Annotated in this window: 16 protein-coding genes; 8 read left to right on the top strand and 8 right to left on the bottom strand. The window is 76.0% G+C overall.

What is annotated here, in order from left to right; genetic code table 11:
- Positions 1-110 precede the first annotated feature (110 nt).
- From ACI792_RS15100 to ACI792_RS15080, 5 genes are all read right to left on the bottom strand, one after another.
- Positions 111-902 (bottom strand): TrmH family RNA methyltransferase, encoded by a 792-nt coding sequence (locus ACI792_RS15100; protein ID WP_456603306.1) that lies wholly within the window; start codon positions 900-902, stop codon positions 111-113.
- A gap of 73 nt (positions 903-975) precedes the next feature.
- The gene (gene rplT, locus ACI792_RS15095; protein ID WP_456603305.1) at positions 976-1,443 is read right to left on the bottom strand and encodes a 50S ribosomal protein L20; all 468 of its coding nucleotides are present in this window, start codon (positions 1,441-1,443) and stop codon (positions 976-978) included.
- A gap of 41 nt (positions 1,444-1,484) precedes the next feature.
- Positions 1,485-1,679 carry a 50S ribosomal protein L35 gene (gene rpmI / locus ACI792_RS15090; protein WP_091934213.1) on the bottom strand — a complete coding sequence of 65 codons (195 nt, stop codon included), beginning with the start codon at positions 1,677-1,679 and terminating at the stop codon, positions 1,485-1,487.
- A gap of 96 nt (positions 1,680-1,775) precedes the next feature.
- Positions 1,776-2,336 carry a translation initiation factor IF-3 gene (infC, locus tag ACI792_RS15085; protein WP_456597954.1) on the bottom strand — a complete coding sequence of 187 codons (561 nt, stop codon included), beginning with the start codon at positions 2,334-2,336 and terminating at the stop codon, positions 1,776-1,778.
- A 408-nt stretch (positions 2,337-2,744) separates the two neighbouring features.
- Positions 2,745-3,242, bottom strand: coding sequence for a PH domain-containing protein (locus ACI792_RS15080; RefSeq protein WP_456603304.1), 498 nt, complete (start codon positions 3,240-3,242; stop codon positions 2,745-2,747).
- A gap of 52 nt (positions 3,243-3,294) precedes the next feature.
- Between ACI792_RS15080 and ACI792_RS15075 the strand changes: the two genes are divergently transcribed.
- The 5 genes from ACI792_RS15075 to ACI792_RS15055 all read left to right on the top strand — a co-directional run bounded on the left by ACI792_RS15075 (position 3,295) and on the right by ACI792_RS15055 (position 8,428).
- Positions 3,295-4,344: an MBL fold metallo-hydrolase gene (locus ACI792_RS15075; RefSeq protein WP_456603303.1), complete on the top strand. Its 1,050-nt coding sequence runs from the start codon at positions 3,295-3,297 to the stop codon at positions 4,342-4,344.
- The gene (locus ACI792_RS15070) at positions 4,323-4,928 is read left to right on the top strand and encodes a uridine kinase family protein (protein WP_456603302.1); all 606 of its coding nucleotides are present in this window, start codon (positions 4,323-4,325) and stop codon (positions 4,926-4,928) included. Before ACI792_RS15075 ends, ACI792_RS15070 begins: the two co-directional genes overlap by 22 nt.
- A 117-nt stretch (positions 4,929-5,045) precedes the next feature.
- Complete coding sequence (locus ACI792_RS15065) at positions 5,046-5,786, top strand: GAF domain-containing protein (protein WP_456603301.1); 741 nt, start codon at positions 5,046-5,048, stop codon at positions 5,784-5,786.
- Positions 5,787-5,857: 71 nt separating this feature from the next.
- A complete protein-coding gene (locus ACI792_RS15060) occupies positions 5,858-7,216 on the top strand; it encodes a PP2C family protein-serine/threonine phosphatase (protein ID WP_456603300.1) in 1,359 nt (452 codons plus the stop codon).
- A gap of 90 nt (positions 7,217-7,306) precedes the next feature.
- Positions 7,307-8,428 carry a uroporphyrinogen-III synthase gene (locus tag ACI792_RS15055; protein ID WP_456603299.1) on the top strand — a complete coding sequence of 374 codons (1,122 nt, stop codon included), beginning with the start codon at positions 7,307-7,309 and terminating at the stop codon, positions 8,426-8,428.
- On the opposite strand, the gene ACI792_RS15050 is transcribed toward ACI792_RS15055, so the two are convergent.
- The gene (locus ACI792_RS15050) at positions 8,425-9,009 is read right to left on the bottom strand and encodes a GNAT family N-acetyltransferase (RefSeq protein WP_456603298.1); all 585 of its coding nucleotides are present in this window, start codon (positions 9,007-9,009) and stop codon (positions 8,425-8,427) included. The genes ACI792_RS15055 and ACI792_RS15050 overlap by 4 nt on opposite strands.
- A gap of 251 nt (positions 9,010-9,260) precedes the next feature.
- Between ACI792_RS15050 and ACI792_RS15045 the strand changes: the two genes are divergently transcribed.
- Together ACI792_RS15045 and ACI792_RS15040 are read left to right on the top strand one after the other, a co-directional pair.
- Positions 9,261-10,697 (top strand): MFS transporter, encoded by a 1,437-nt coding sequence (locus ACI792_RS15045; RefSeq protein ID WP_456603297.1) that lies wholly within the window; start codon positions 9,261-9,263, stop codon positions 10,695-10,697.
- 118 nt (positions 10,698-10,815) lie between these two features.
- The gene (locus tag ACI792_RS15040) at positions 10,816-11,607 is read left to right on the top strand and encodes a hypothetical protein (RefSeq protein WP_456603296.1); all 792 of its coding nucleotides are present in this window, start codon (positions 10,816-10,818) and stop codon (positions 11,605-11,607) included.
- Positions 11,608-11,724: 117 nt separating this feature from the next.
- Here the strand turns inward: ACI792_RS15040 and ACI792_RS15035 are convergent, their stop codons facing one another.
- Together ACI792_RS15035 and ACI792_RS15030 are read right to left on the bottom strand one after the other, a co-directional pair.
- Complete coding sequence (locus tag ACI792_RS15035; RefSeq protein WP_456603295.1) at positions 11,725-12,351, bottom strand: class I SAM-dependent methyltransferase; 627 nt, start codon at positions 12,349-12,351, stop codon at positions 11,725-11,727.
- Complete coding sequence (locus ACI792_RS15030; protein ID WP_456603294.1) at positions 12,348-13,295, bottom strand: NAD(P)/FAD-dependent oxidoreductase; 948 nt, start codon at positions 13,293-13,295, stop codon at positions 12,348-12,350. Before ACI792_RS15030 ends, ACI792_RS15035 begins: the two co-directional genes overlap by 4 nt.
- Before the next feature lie 68 nt (positions 13,296-13,363).
- On the opposite strand from ACI792_RS15030, the gene ACI792_RS15025 reads away from it, so the two are divergent.
- Positions 13,364-13,939 carry a helix-turn-helix domain-containing protein gene (locus ACI792_RS15025; RefSeq protein ID WP_456582304.1) on the top strand — a complete coding sequence of 192 codons (576 nt, stop codon included), beginning with the start codon at positions 13,364-13,366 and terminating at the stop codon, positions 13,937-13,939.
- The last annotated feature ends 23 nt before the right edge of the window (positions 13,940-13,962 follow it).

The raw sequence follows: 13,962 nt of genomic DNA, 5'->3' as shown, positions 1-13,962 counted from the left end.
CTCGCGGCCCTACTCGTCGAGCCGGGGAGCCCGCCGGTGACCACCATCCTCCCGTCCGGCGCCCCGTGGGACACCAGGAAGGTGCCCGCCGGCCCGGCGACGGGCTCCCGCTACTGGGCGAGCTGGGTGGTGTAGAGGCAGATCGCGGCGGCCGCGGCGAGGTTGAGGCTCTCCGCGCGCCCGCGCATGGGGATGCGGACCCGGGCGTCGGCCAGCTCCGCGAGCTCGGCCGGCACCCCCCGGGCCTCGTTGCCGAACAGCCAGAGCACCGGCCCGGCGAGCCGGCCGTCGGCGACGAGCGCCGGGAGCTCGGCCTCTCCCCCTCCGTCGGCCGCCAGCACGGTCACCCCGGCGGCGCGGAGCTCGGGCAGCAGCGTGCCCAGCGGCGCACCGCGGACGACGTCGACGTGGAACAGGCTGCCGGCGCTGGAGCGCACGGCCTTGCCGCCGTACGGGTCGGCCGACCCCGCGCCGAAGACGACCGCGCCCGCACCGCAGGCGTCCGCCGTGCGCAGCACGGTGCCCGCGTTGCCGGGGTCGGCCAGCTCGGCCAGCGCGACCGCCAGCCGCGGCGGCGCCGTGGTCAGCGTCGTGGCGGGGACGTCGCGCAGCGCGCAGACGGCCACCAGCCCCTGGGGCGTGACCGTCTCCGACAGCCCCGCGGCCGCCTTGTCGGTGACCAGCCGGACCGGCACGGGTGCGGCGGCCAGCAGGTCGGCGTGCGCGGCGGCCGCGGCCTGCGTGGCGAAGACCTCGCGGACCCCGGCGGCGTCGGCGAGCGCCTCGGCGACCGCCTGGCGCCCCTCGGCGAGGAACAACCCGGCCGCGTCCCGGCCGGCGCGGCGGGTGAGCTTGCGCGCGGCGACGATCCTCGCGGAGCGCTCGGTGAGCAGCTCGGTCACGCGGTCTCCTCCGTGGTCGTGCAGACGCCGACGCCGCCGGCGCCCGACCCCAGGGGGTCGGTCACCGACGGCGTCAGGTGACGTGCTGGAACGGCCGCTCTGCAGGGTCCCGCCCCGAGCTGGCGAGGGGTGGGGGCAGAGCGGTCCTTGATCGGGCGGCCTGCTTGCCGGTCGCCTCGGGGTTCGCGACGAGCGCGGCCCGGGCGGTCTCCACCAGGGCGGCGAAGGCGGCGGGCTCGTTCACGGCGAGCTCGGCGAGGACGCGGCGGTCCAGCTCGATCTCGGCGAGCTTCAGCCCCTGCATGAACCGGTTGTAGGTCATGTCGTTGAGGCGCGCCGCGGCGTTGATCCGGGTGATCCACAGCTTGCGGAAGTCACCCTTGCGCGCCTTGCGGTCGCGGTAGCTGTAGGTCGCCGAGTGGAGGATCTGCTCCTTGGCCTTGCGGTACAGCCGCGAACGCTGACCGCGGTAGCCGCTGGCGGCCTCGAGGGTCGTCCGGCGCTTCTTCTGGGCGTTGACCGCCCGCTTCACGCGTGCCACGTGAGTGCTCCTGTCTTTCTAAAGGTCAGTGGGAGGGGCGCTCAGAGGCCCAGGAGCTTCTTGAGGTTCTTGGCGTCGGCCGGGGAGACGACCTGGTCCCGGTCGAGCCGGCGCTTGCGGGTCCCGGACTTGTGCTCGAACTTGTGCTGGTTGTTCGCCTGCTCGCGCATGAGCTTCCCGGTGCCCGTGATGCGCACCCGCTTGGCGGTGCCCTTGTGGGTCTTCTGCTTCGGCATGTCCTCGGTCCCTGTCGTCTGGTGTCGGGGCGCGCGGCAGCGTCGATCTGCCGCACGCACCGGCCGTCTTCGGTGGTGCTGGTCCTGCTGGGCCGGTCAGGCGCTGGGCGCCTGCTCCTCGGCCTGCTCGCCCTTGGGCCGGCGCTTCTCCTGCGCGGTCTGCGCGCCCTTGTGCGGGGCGATCACCATGACCATGTTCCGGCCGTCCTGCTTCGGGTTGGACTCGACGACGCCCAGCTCGCTGACGTCGGCGGCCAGCCGCTGGAGCAGGCGGTAGCCCATCTCCGGGCGCGACTGCTCGCGGCCTCGGAACATCACGGTGATCTTGACCTTGTCGCCGCCCTTGAGGAAGCGCTCGACGTGGCCCTTCTTGGTCTCGTAGTCGTGCGGGTCGATCTTGAGGCGCAGCCGCATCTCCTTGATGACGGTGAGCGCCTGGTTCCGCCGGGCCTCGCGGGCCTTCTGGGCGGACTCGTACTTGAACTTCCCGTAGTCCATGAGCTTGGCGACGGGCGGCCGGGCCATGGGAGCGACCTCGACCAGGTCGAGCTCGGAGTCCTGTGCCAGGCGCAGCGCCTCGCCGATCGACACGATGCCGACCTGCTCGCCCTCGGGGCCGACCAGGCGGACCTCGGGGACTCGGATGCGGTCGTTGATGCGGGGCTCGGTGATGGCCTCTCCTTACGCTGCTGCGTGGGAGGAGTCGCTGGCCCACCCGGGCGCCGACGCGGAAAAGGCCCCGCGAGCGTCTGCTCACGGGGCCCACTCGCCGGTGGCCCACGACCCGTGAGGGTCGTGCGCACGCGATCACCGACCGGTGGCCGGTTCTCGCGATCCGGGACCTGGGCGCCTGGACGGCGTCAGGTGGGAGCGGGCTCCTCTTGGATAGCGGCCCGGGGCGGGGCCGCTGGTGGTTCGCGCGCCTCGATGTAGCGGGGAGGCTCGTCCATGCTACAGCGTCCCCCGCCCCGCGGTCATTCCCCCTGCGGTGACGTGCTGGAACGGCCCCGTCCAGAGGCTCGCCCCGAGCGGAGCGAGGGGTGAGCCTCTGGACGGGGTCCTTCCTCAGTCGTCGTACAGCAGCGGTGGGCGCACCGGGTCGTTCGCCCGCACCGCGGCGTGCAGGGCGCGCAGGCCCTCGACGGCCCGGACGGCCTGCTCCCCGTCGGCCGCCTGCAGCGCGAGGAGGGACACCTCGTCACCGTTCTCCAGGGCCAGGGAGCCCCATGCGGACTTCCGCTCGAACCGGACCGCGCGCACCGCCGTCCACGGCAGGTCGTGGTGGACGACCACGTTGCGGACGTGGACGCCGTCGGCGTCGGCGTCGACCCGCGACCGCCCCAGGAACAGCATCCCCGCTCCCAGCAGGACGCCCAGGCCGGTGATGGCGGCCTGGTCGACCGGGCCGTAGGCGACGACCGTGTTCTCCGTCGACGGCAGGCTCAGCGCCACCAGGACCGCCACCAGGACGACGACGCCGGCGACCACGGCCAGCACCAGCCGCAGCCGACGCGGGACGACCGAGACGACAGGCAGGGAGCCGGGGTCGGGGGAACCGCTCACGCCCCCATGGTGACAGCCGGCGCTCCCGACCCGGCTGGCAGAGTGCGGCGTCGTGGAGATCACCGGCGCCGCCCAGCGCACCGCCTGGGACGAGCGCTCCCTGCCCCCGGTCGAGCAGCTGCGCGAGGACCTGTGGTCGCTGCCGGTCCCGATCCCGCACAACCCGCTGCGCTGGGTCAACGTCTACGCCTTTGCCCTGGACGGCGGCGGGCTCGGCCTGCTCGACACCGGCTGGGAGAGCGAGGCGGGCTGGACGGCGCTCACCGAGGGGCTGGCGTCCCTCGGCGGCTCGGTCGCCGACGTCCGGGGCGTGCTCGTCACCCACCTGCACTTCGACCACCTCGGGCTGGCCGCCCGCGTCCGGCAGGCCAGCGGCGCGTGGGTGGCCATGCACCCGGCGGACGCCGACGCCGTCCGCCGGCTGACCGCCACCGAGGCGCAGGCCGCCGTCGACGCCGAGGTGGCGTTCCTCGTCCGGCTGGGCGCGCCCCGCGAGGAGGCGCTCGGCGACGTCGGCGGGGCGGAGAACCTCTCCGGCTTCCAGCGCATGGCCGTGCCCGACCGGCACCTCGAGGACGGCGACCGGGCCGCCTTCCCGGGGTGGTCGCTGCGCGCCGTCCACACGCCGGGGCACACGCCGGGGCACCTGTGCTTCGCCGAGGAGCGGACCGGGCTGCTCTTCTCCGGCGACCACGTCCTCCCGCGCATCAGCCCGAACGTCTCCAGCACCACGGGCGGCTCTCCCGACCCGCTGCGGGACTACCTCGACTCGCTCGGCGCCGTGCGCAGCGTCCGCGCCGACGAGGTGCTGCCCGGTCACGAGTGGCGCTTCCGCGGCCTGGCCGACCGCGCCGACGCGCTCACCGCCCACCACGAGCGGCGGCTGACGGAGCTGCTCGGCGCGATCCGCGCGCACCCCGGGTCGACGCCGTGGGACCTCGCGGCCCACCTGACGTGGTCGCGGCCGTGGGAGCAGTACGCGCGGCGGATGCGGATCTTCGCGGTGACCGAGACCGACGCCCACCTGCGGCTCCTGGCCAGCCGCGGCCTGGTCGCCGGGGACGGCGGCGAGGTGCCCCGGTGGACCCTGGCCGTCCGCTGATCCGGCCGACGTTCGCCGCCCTGGCCGCCCGGACGCTCTCCCTCCCCCCGCGGCTGGGCGGCACCCGGCTCGTGGTCGTCGACGGCCCGGCCGGCTCCGGGAAGACCACGTTCGCGGCCCGGCTCGCCGCTGCGCTGGGTCCTGGGACGCCGGTCGTGCACATGGACGACCTCTACGCGGGCTGGACGCTCACCGGCGCGGTCTCCCGGCTGGCGGCGGGGGTGCTCCGCCCCTTGGCCGAGGGCCGCGCCGGCGCCTACCACCGCTACGACTGGGCGGCCGGCGGGTTCTCCCCCGACCCCGTGCCCGTCCCGCCGGAGCCGGTCCTGCTGGTGGAGGGCTGCGGCAGCGCCGCGCGGCGGCTGGACCCGTGGACGACGACGCGCATCTGGATCGAGGCCCCGCCGCCGCTGCGGCTGGCCCGCGGGCTGGCCCGCGACGGCGAGGGCCTGGCCGGCGAGTGGCGCCGGTGGCTGGGCACCGAGGCGGCCGCGTTCGCCGCGGAGGACACCCGCCGGCGGGCCGACCTCCGCGTGGACGGCGCGGCGGACGGCCCGCCCGACGGGTTCGTGCTGCAGTCCTGAGGCGGCGCGGCCGCGCGCGGCCCGCGACGTTTGCGAGGCGGCCGCGCTGCGTACCGAGCGGAGGAACGACACCAGGTCGAGCAGGCGGCCGCGCACGCTCCACGTGGAAGGCCCCTCGTGAACGGCAAGCGAATCGCTGGTCCGGCCCTGCCCCTCACCGATGAGCTCGCCGGGGTCTTCGCACGGATGTCGGGTCTCCTGCTCTCGGAGGAGACGGTCGAGACGTCGCTGAGCCTGCTCAGCTCGCTGGCCCACGAGACCGTGCCGGCTTCCTGCGGGGCCGGCATCTCGGTGGTCGAGGCCGGTCACCGGGTCTCGTCCGGGTCGACCGACGACCGGGTGCGGGAGGCCGACGCCCGGCAGTACGAGCTCGACGAAGGCCCCTGCCTGGCCGCGGCGGCGATGCGCGAGGTGGTCCGGGTCGACGACGTGCGGCAGGAACACCGCTGGCCTCGGTGGGCCGACGCCGCGGACGCCCTCGGCCTGCGGGCCGCCCTGAGCGCTCCGCTCGTCGCCGGGAACACCGGCCTGGGAGCCATCAAGGTCTACGCCGACCGTCCCGGCGTCTTCGACCGGCGCAGCGAGCACCTGCTCACCCTCTTCTCCGCCCAGGCCGCGTTCCTCGTCGCGAACGTCCAGTCCCACGACCGGGCCCGCCGCCTCAGCGAGGGCATGCGTCAGGCGGTGCGCGACCGCGACCTCGTCAGCATGGCCAAGGGCGTGCTCATGGGCCGGCACGCCGTCGAGGAGGACGCCGCCCTGCGCATGCTCGTCGCGCGGAGCCGGGACCGCGGCGTCGTCCTGGCCGACGCGGCGCGCGCGGTGGTCGACTCCGCTGCCCGCCACCGCCGGCTGTGACGCCGGACGCGCGGCAACCGGCCCTGGCGGCCGGCTACGCACACGCCGGCCTGCAACTCGAGCAGCTGTGGGTGCGGTACTTGGCGCTGGGCGGCACCGCCGACCTCGTGGAGGTCGACGCCTACCTCAACGGCCTCGCCTCCGTCCCGGGCGACCAGCACGACCTCCTGGCGCACGCCGTGAACGAGCGGCTCGAGGAGCTGGTGACCCGCCACCGGGTGCCCTACACCCGCACGATCCGGAGCGGGCGACCGACCGCCGGACCGCTCGCCGCCGTCGTCACCCTCCTGGAGGTGGCGGGGGCCGTGCCGCCGGAGCGGCTCCCGGCCCTGGTCGCGGCCGCCGGCCGGATGCTCGGCGTCGACGTCGCCGTCCACCGCATCGACCACGAGCAACGGTGCCTCGTGCGCCTCGGACCCCCGGTCGCCGGCGAGCGGGACCGGCTCGGGGTGGACAGCACGATGGCCGGCCGGGCGTTCCGCGCCGTGCAGGTGGTCTCCTCCGACCGGGAAGGCCGGCCGCGCCTGTGGGTGCCCGTGCTCGACGGCGCCGACCGGCTCGGGGTGCTGGAGGTCGGCGTCGAGGACGAGGCGGCCCTGTACGACCCGGCGCTGCGCGACCAGTGCCGGTGGCTGGCCTCGCTGCTCGGGCACGTCCTCGCCTCCACCGAGGCCTACGGGGACGAGCTGGAGCGCCCGCGGCGGACCCGGTCCATGTCGCCCGCGGCGGAGCTCGTCTGGCAGCAGCTGCCCCCGCTCACCGCCGCCACGGAGTCCTTCGTGCTCGCCGGCCGGCTGGAACCCAGCTACGACGTCGGCGGCGACGCGTTCGACTACGCCCTGTCCGAGCGCACGGTGTCCCTCGGCATCTTCGACGCGATGGGCCACGGCATGCACGCCGGGCTCATGGCGGCGGCCGCGCTGGCCGGGTACCGCAGCGCCCGGCGAGACGGCCGGGGCGTGTTCGACCAGGCCGGCGCGATCGACGACGTCGTCTCCCGCTGCTTCCCCCGGAGCGAGTTCGTCACCGGGGTCATCGGCGAGGTGGACCTGGAGTCCGGCCGGCTCCGGTACATCAATGCCGGGCACCCGGCACCGCTGCTGCTCCGCGGCGGCCGGGTGGTCAAGGAGCTCGAGGGCGGCCGGCGGGTGCTTTTCGGGCTGGAGACCGCGAGCCTGACGGTGGGTGAGGAGATGCTGCAGCCCGGCGACTGGCTGGCGCTCCACACCGACGGCATCACCGAGGCCGGCGACTCCGGCGGGACGTGGTTCGGGGAGCGACGCCTCGGCGAGTTCCTCACCCGGGCCATCGGCGCCGGCCAGCCCCCCGCGGAGACCGTCCGCCGGCTCACCGCCGCCGTCCTGGAGCACCAGGCCGGCCTCCTGCAGGACGACGCCACCGTGCTGCTGGCCCGGTGGAAGCAGCCGTGAGGGCCTCGCCGCGAGCGCCCTGGGACGGCCGGACACATCCCTGTAACCCCGAGGCCGCACCATGGACGGGCACCGGCGCGAGGGAGACACGTGACTGAGCAGGACGAGCAGCCGGCGGGGCCGGACCTCCCGCTGGCCGGGTACACCGTCGCGGTGACCGCGGCCCGCCGCAAGGAGGAGCTCGGCGCGCTGCTGGACCGGCGCGGCGCCCGGGTCGTCTACGCCCCGGCGATCCGCATCGTCCCGCTGGCCGACGACGCCGAGCTGGTCGCGGCGACGCGCCGGGTGCTCGAGGCCCCCGTGGACGTGGTCGTCGCCACGACCGGGGTGGGCTTCCGCGGCTGGCTGGAGGCCGCCGACGCGTGGGACCTGCCCCTTGTCGCGCACCTCTCCGGCTCACGGGTGCTGGCCCGGGGTCCCAAGGCCCGCGGCGCCATCCGCGGCGGAGGGCTGGTCGACGCCTGGTCGCCGGAGTCGGAGTCCTCCGCCGAGGTGCTCGAGCACCTGCTGTCGGGGGCGGAGGGGCCGCTGGCCGGCCGGCGGATCGCCGTCCAGCTCCACGGCGACCCGCTGCCCGAGCTCGTCGCGGGCCTGCGGGAGAGCGGCGCCGAGGTGCTGACCGTGCCGGTCTACCGCTGGGTGCCGCCCGAGGACGTCACCCCGGTGCGCCGCCTGGTGACCGGCATCGTCGCCGGTGCGGTGGACGCGGTCACCTTCACCAGCGCCCCGGCCGCGGCGAGCCTGCTGCAGGTGGCCGAGGAGACCGGGCAGCGGGAGGCGGTCGCGGCCGCCTTCGGCGACCGGGTGCTGGCGGTCGCCGTCGGCCCGGTGACGGCCGGCCCGCTGGACGCCGCCGGGATCAGCTCCTTCCAGCCGGTCCGCGCGCGGCTGGGCGCCCTGGCCCGTGAGGTCGTCGCGCGGCTGCCCGAGCGCGACCCGGTGCTGCGGGTCGGGCCGCACACGCTGCAGGTGCGTGGCCACGCCGCCGTCGTCGACGGGCAGGTCGTCGAGCTGCCACCCGGGCCGCTGGCGGTGCTGCGGGAGCTGGCCGGGCGACCGGGCCACGTCCTCCCCCGCACCGACCTGGTGGCCGCGCTGCCCGGCGGCGGCGACGGGCACGCCGTCGAGATGGCGGTGACCCGGCTGCGCGCGGCGCTCGGCGCCCCGCTGGTGGAGACGGTGGTCAAGCGCGGCTACCGGCTCGCGGTCTAGCGCTCCGACCGGAGGTCGCGCCGCACCACCACCCGCGGGAAGCCGTTGAGGACGGAGTCGGTGTCGGCCACCGTGACGAAGCCGGCGCGCTCGAACAGCGACCGGGTGCCGACGTAGGCCATCGTCAGGTCGACCTTGCGCCCCTGGTTGTCGACCGGGTAGCCCTCCACCGCCGGGGCGCCGTGCTCGCGGGCGAACTCCACCGCCCCCGCGACCAGGTGGTGGGCCAGGCCGCGCCCCCGGTGCCCGGGCCGGACGCGGACGCACCACAGCGACCAGACGTCGAGGTCGTCGACGTGCGGGATCCTGCGGTTGCGGGCGAAGCTCGTGCCGGCCCGCGGGTGCACCGCGGCCCAGCCCACGACCTCCTCGCCGTCGTAGGCCAGCACCCCCGGGGGCGGGTCCTCCTGCACCAGCTCGCGCACCCGCTCACCCCGCGCCGGGCCGACCAGCTCCCGGTTCTCCTTCGACGTCGTCAGCCGGTAGCTGAGGCACCAGCACACGTTCGCGTCGGGACGCCTGGGGCCGAGCACGGTGGCCACGTCGGGGAAGCTCGTCGCCGGCCGCACCTGGATCGCCATGCCGGGATGGTCGCACCGGGCACCGACGAGACGTCAGCGGCGGGCCCCGGCTCCACCCCGAGTCGGCCGCCGCGAGCCGGGCGGCGCCGGAGGTCATCTCCGCCGGCACCCTCACCACTGCGCCGCCGCCCGGGTGAGCGGGTCGTTCCCGAGAGGTCACACGCGCGCGGCGGGTCGGAAACGGCCGGTTCCTAGCGTCGGGCGCCACAGGAGCCGCCCACCCGGCGGCCCCGGAGCCGAGGGATGCGCCCATGACCACCACCCCCACCGCCCGCCCCGCCGGCGAGGTGGCCGCGCCGGCCCCCGCCCCGCCCGCCGCGACCCGGCGGGGGTCCCGCTGGATCGACGACTACGACCCCGAGGACCCGCGCTTCTGGGGCTCGCCGCAGGGCCGCCCGGTGGCCCGGCGCAACCTGGTGTGGTCGGTGCTGGCCGAGAACATCGGTTTCAGCGTGTGGCAGATGTTCAGCGTCGCCACCGCGGTGCTCGCCTCGATCGGCTACGGCTTCACCAGCGACCAGCTCTTCTGGCTGGTGGCCACCGCGGGCCTGGTGGGCGCGATCATGCGGGTGCCCTACACGTTCATGCCGGCGCTGGTGGGCGGCCGGAACTGGACGGTGGTCAGCGCGGCGCTGCTGCTGGTGCCGGTCACCCTGCTGACCGTGGCGGCGACCACCGGGCAGCCGTACTGGTTCTGGGTGCTGACCGCGGTCACCTGCGGCTTCGGCGGCGGCAACTTCGCGTCCTCGATGGCCAACATCTCGTTCTTCTACCCGGACAAGGAGAAGGGCTTCGCACTCGGGCTCAACGCCGCCGGCGGGAACATCGGCGTCGCGATCATCCAGCTGGTCGGGCCGCTGGCGGTGACCGCCGGCGCGCTCGCCGTCGTCGGCGGCAGCACGGGGACGACGGAGGCCGGTGATGCCCGCTACGTGCAGAACGTGGCCCTCATCTGGGTGCCGTTCGTCGTGCTGGCGGTCGCGGGCGCCTGGTACGGCATGGACAACCTCGCCGGTGCCCGCGCCGACATCGCCGGGCAGGCCGCGATCGCCCGCCGCAGGCAGACCTGGGTGATGTCCTTCCTCTACATCGGCGCGTTCGGCTCCTTCATCGGCTTCTCCGGCGCCTTCCCCCTGGTGCTGGCCAACGAGTTCGCCGCCGACACCTACCGCTACGCCTTCCTCGGCCCGCTGGTCGGCTCGCTCTCGCGGCCCTTCGGCGGATGGCTGGCCGACCGGGTGGGCGGCGCGAAGGTCACCGTCGTCACCTTCGTCGGACAGGCCCTGGCGATCGGCGCGGCGATCGGGTTCCTGCGCGCCGGGAGCTTCGGCGGTTTTCTCGCCAGCTTCCTGGTGCTGTTCGCCGTGGTGGGCATGACCAACGGCTCCACCTACCGGATGATCCCGATCATCTACCGCGCCGAGGCCGCCGCCGATCACCCGGGGGAGACACCGGAGGCCGTGCTGTACCGCGCCCGGCGCGACACCGCGGCGGCCGTCGGCATCATCTCGGCGGTCGGCGCCCTGGGTGCGGTGTTCATCCCCCGCGTGGTCTCGGAGTCCTACGGGGCCACCGGCGGGGTGGAGACGGCGCTGCTGGCCTTCTGCGGCTTCTACGTCGTCTGCGTGGCGGTGACCTGGTCCGTCTACCTCCGGCGCGGCACGCTGATGCAGCGCGCGGGAGTCTGATGCGCCGTCGGGCCCGGCCCTCCCGGAGCCGGGCCCGGCGTGCCGTGCGTGGCCCGAGCGGGTGAGCCCGGCCCGCCCCGGGGTGGAGCCGCACCGCCGGAGCGACGAAGATCGCCGGGTGACCGCAGCCGAGGAGACCAGCACCGGGCGCACGCTCGTCGAGGCCGGCGCCCCGGTCGCGGGCTCGATGTGCTCCGCCGCGGCGACGGTGGTGTTCGAGCCCGCCGCCGCGCGCGTGCAGGTCGACGACGCGTTCGCCGCGGTGCTGCGCGCCGCCGCGGAGGACGCCGCCGCCATCCCGGTGGCGCGCGAGCGGGTGCGGGCCGGGGCCGCCCTGGCCTTCGCCGTCGAGCACGCGGTGACGGTGCACCGCGCCGGCCGGGCGGTGCGGACCGACGCCTTCTTCGCCGGCCGCCCCGGCAACCGGTCGGTGGCCGAGGAGGTGACCGAGGCGGTGGTGCAAGCCGCGCGCGCCTCCACCGACGAGCGCCGGGTCCGCCATCTGGGCTACCTGCTGGCCGAGGTCGCCGTCTCCCCCGACATCGACGCCGAGCTCGTCGGCCGGGCGCTGCGGCTGGCCGGCACGCTCGGCTGGCGGCAGCTCGCGCTGCTGGCCGCCGTCGGCCGGCGGGACCGCGTGCCGCTGCCCATGACGCCGCTGGACGACGACCCGCGGGCCTGGACGGCGTGGGGCGCCCGGGAGGACGTCGCAGAGCTCCAGCGCGCCGGGCTGCTCGACCCACCGCCGGCCCAGCCCCGGCCCGGCGGGGCGGCGCTGCCCCGCCTGCGGATGGCCGACCTGCGGCTCACGCGCCGCGGGGTGCTCGTGCACCGGCTGCTCGCGCTCGAGGTCCTGCGGGAGGGCGCGGTGACCGCCGCCCTCGCCGAGCTGGGGCTCCCGCGCAGCTGACCGCCGTCCGGCCAGGGGAAGGACTGCTGCTCGGGCCATGTCGCCCTCTGCCCAGCCCGCGTGGGCAGAGAGCGACGCCCCGCGTGGGAGGTCGTGCAGGCGGTCGGGCCCGTGCGGTCAGCGTCGCCGCCGCGCGACGAGCACCGTGTCGGGCACCGGGTTGCCGGTCCGTTGCGCCGCCCCGTGGTCCCGCTCGCGGCTCTCGGTGACGACGTCGGACCACTCCCCCGGCTCGAGCGCCGCCGCGACGTCCTCGGCGGTGTAGAGCACGCCGGGGTCGTGCGCGTGGTGCTGCCCGTGGCTCACGTCGTCGCCGAGCAGGTGGCCGACCACGAGCAGGGTGCCGCCCGGGGCGACCGCGGCCGCCAACCGCCGGAACACGCCGACGCGGTCGGTCCAGGTCGCGTGCAGGTAGTGCACCGTCACGAGGTCGAAGGCGCCGGCCGGCGGCTGCCACGCGTCGAGGTCGGCGGGCAGCCACTCCACCCGGTCCGCCAGCCCCCGCGCCCGCGCCGCCGCGGCGCCGCGCTGCAGGGCCACCGGCGAGAAGTCCACCGCCGTGACGCGCCAGCCCCGCTCGGCGAGCCACAGGGCGTCCCCGCCCTCGCCGCTGCCGGCGTCGAGCGCGGTTCCGGCCGGGAGCCCGGCCGCCTCGACGACGAGCTGCCGGTTGGGCCGGCCGCTCCAGACGGCCGGGGCCGACCGGTACAGCTCGTCGTAGGTCTCGCGGTCGGTGGCCCTCACGCCGCCACCGCCCGACGCCGGGCCACCGCTGCCCGGGTGTCCTCCTGGATCAGGTCGGCGTTGATCATCGCCCCGGCCCGGAGCCCCTGGGCGGCGGCGACGATGACCTGCGCGCTCAGGTCGCCCGCGTTCCCGGCCACCCACACGCCGGGCACGTCGGTGCGCCCGGTCGCGTCGGCGGGCAGGTGGGTGCCCATCACCGCACCGTGCATCTCCATCGGCACCGGCACGGCACCGAGGTCGGCGAGCAGCTCGGCGTTGGCGACGAACCGCGGCGCGACGACCACGGCGTCCCGGGCGACCAGCTCACCGGTGGCCAGCCGGACGTCCGCGCCCCCCTCCAGCCCGGCCACCGCGCCGCGCACGACGCGCACCCCGCGGGCCGCCAGCTGCTCGTGCTCCTCGTCGCCCGGCTCGGCGCCGGAGTGCACGAAGAGGACGACGTCCTCGGTCCACTGCCGCCACAGCAGCGCCGCGTAGGCCCCCATCGGGCCGGTGCTCACGATGCCGACGGCCCGGTCGCGGACCTCCCAGCCGTGGCAGTACGGGCAGTGCAGCACCGTCCCGCCCCAGCGCTCCGCGGCCCCCGGGAGCTCGGGCAGGTCGTCGGTGAGGCCGGTGGCCAGCAGCAGCCGGCGGGCGCCCACGGAGGCGCCGTCCTCGAGGGCGACCCTGAACCCGCCGGCCTCGCGCCGCACCGACACGACCCGGCCGGGGACCACGGACCCGCCGTAGCCCTCGACCTCGCCGCGGCCGATCGCGTACAGCTCGGCGGGGGGCGTGCCCTCCCGGCCGAGGTAGTTGTGCACGTGCCCGGCGGGGGCGTTCCGCGGCTCACCCGCATCCACCACCAGCACGCTGCGCCGGGCGCGGGCCAGCGTGAGCGCTCCGCTCAGCCCCGCCGCACCGCCACCGATGACCACCACGTCGTAGCTGTCGTCCATGGCGCCCACTGTCGGCCGGCGACCGGCTAGCTGGCAAATACGCTTGCCGAAATGGCAAACTGGCGGCCATGACCGACGACGACGTCCTGCAGAACGTCGGCACGCGGCTGCGGGCGCTGCGCGGGGAGAGCGGGCGCACGCTGGCCGAGGTCGCCGGCGCCACCGGTATCTCGGTGAGCACGTTGTCGCGGCTGGAGTCCGGTGGCCGCCGGCCGACGCTCGAGCTCCTCCTGCCGCTCGCCCGCACCTACGGCGTCGCCCTCGACGACCTGGTGGATGTGGCCCCGCCGGCGGACCCGCGGGTGCACGGGCACCCGATCACGCGGGACGACGGCATGACGATGGTGCCGCTGACCCGCCAGTCCGGTGGCCTGCAGGCCTACAAGATGCTGCTACCGGCCCGGTGGCGGGTGAGCGACACCGACCAGAAGACCCACGAGGGCTACGAGTGGCTCTACGTGCTCTCGGGGCGGATCCGCCTGCTCCTCGGCCCCCGCGACTTCGTGCTCGGCCCGGGCGAGGTGGTCGAGTTCGACACCCGGGTGCCGCACACCTTCTCCAACCCCTTCCCGGAACCGGCGGAGGGGCTGGTCCTCTTCGGCCCGCAGGGCGAGCGCATGCACGTGCGCGCCCGCCCGGCCTGAGGCGCCGCTCCGCGGACCGGGGC

The organism is Blastococcus sp. SYSU DS0669 (assembly GCF_054050895.1).
This window is presented reverse-complemented; position numbering and strand designations above follow the sequence as displayed.

Excerpts from the sequence above, each read along its gene's own strand:
- ACI792_RS15045 (WP_456603297.1), top strand. The coding sequence starts at position 9,261 with ATGACCACCACCCCCACCGCCCGCCCCGCCGGCGAGGTGGCCGCGCCG.
- rpmI (WP_091934213.1), bottom strand. The coding sequence starts at position 1,679 with ATGCCGAAGCAGAAGACCCACAAGGGCACCGCCAAGCGGGTGCGCATC.
- ACI792_RS15025 (WP_456582304.1), top strand. The coding sequence starts at position 13,364 with ATGACCGACGACGACGTCCTGCAGAACGTCGGCACGCGGCTGCGGGCG.
- ACI792_RS15030 (WP_456603294.1), bottom strand. The coding sequence starts at position 13,295 with ATGGACGACAGCTACGACGTGGTGGTCATCGGTGGCGGTGCGGCGGGG.
- ACI792_RS15050 (WP_456603298.1), bottom strand. The coding sequence starts at position 9,009 with ATGGCGATCCAGGTGCGGCCGGCGACGAGCTTCCCCGACGTGGCCACC.